Raw genomic sequence first — 983 nt, forward strand, 5'->3', positions numbered from 1 at the left:
AGCAACGCCGGCGTCACCGCCTCTCCAAGGTCGGTCTTGAGCCCTTCGAGGCGATTCGAAAATACCGTGAGTTGCGACTCGGCCGTTTTGCCCGCCGCCTCGGCCTCCTTGGTGGCGGCGGTGTTCTCGGTCCACGCCTGCCGGGATAGGTCCAGCGCCGAGGTCACGGTGTCCACGCCGGTGGCCAGCGTGCCCAGGGTGCTCACGTCCTCGGTCGCCGTCAGGCCCAGCGCGCCCAGGGCGGCGGCCACGTCGCCACCGGATGCCTTGATCCGTTGCAGGCCGGTCAAAACCCGCGCAAACACCGCCGTCGTGTCCTGCCCCCAGGCGGCCTTGACCTCCTCGGCCGACTGCCCGGTGATCCGCGCCAGGGCCTTTTGTTCGCTGCCCGATTTGCGCGTCGCCGCGTCGATCGCGGCGTAGGCGCGGGCCAGCGCGCCGCCACCCCGCTCGGCCGTGATGCCCAGCGCCGCCAGCCCGGCGCCCAGACCGGCGGCGGCCGAAGCCGACACATTATATAGAGAGAGGTCCTGCGACAGCCGCAGGGTCACGCCCGTAATCTCGCGCTCGGTCGCAGCGTAATTGTTGCCCAGTGCCACGATCGACGACCCCAGACGGTCCACGTCGTCGATCACGGTATGGGTCAGAGTCAAAATGCGCGCAAAACTAGTCGCGGCGTCGTCGCCGCTTAAATCCGTCGCCCCCTGGATCTTGGCAATCTCGGTGGTAAATTTAGCGATGTCCGGCGTCTTGACGCCCAGCTGCCCGGCCGCCTGGGCGATGGCCATCAGCTCGCCCGTCGTCGCGCCCAGCTCGGGGCGCAGGGCCAGCCCCCGGATCTCCTCGCCCAGGTCGGCCAGCCCTTGCCCGGCCAGGTCCGTGACCTTGCCCACGCCCACCAAGGCGGTCTCGTACTGGGTCCACGCCCCCACCGCGCTCTGGCCCAGCCGGAACCCCTGCCACACCACGGCGGCGCGCATCAA

General features: G+C 69.7%; 1 protein-coding gene. It reads right to left on the reverse strand.

What is annotated here, in order from left to right; all coding sequences use genetic code 11:
* Nucleotides 1–983, reverse strand: a 983-nt coding sequence (locus ROR02_RS16435) for a phage tail tape measure protein (RefSeq protein WP_170245169.1), incomplete at both ends; no start/stop codon positions are given.

The organism is Pararhodospirillum oryzae (assembly GCF_007992075.1).
In the GTDB taxonomy this organism is placed as follows: Bacteria; Pseudomonadota; Alphaproteobacteria; order Rhodospirillales; family Rhodospirillaceae; genus Pararhodospirillum; species Pararhodospirillum oryzae.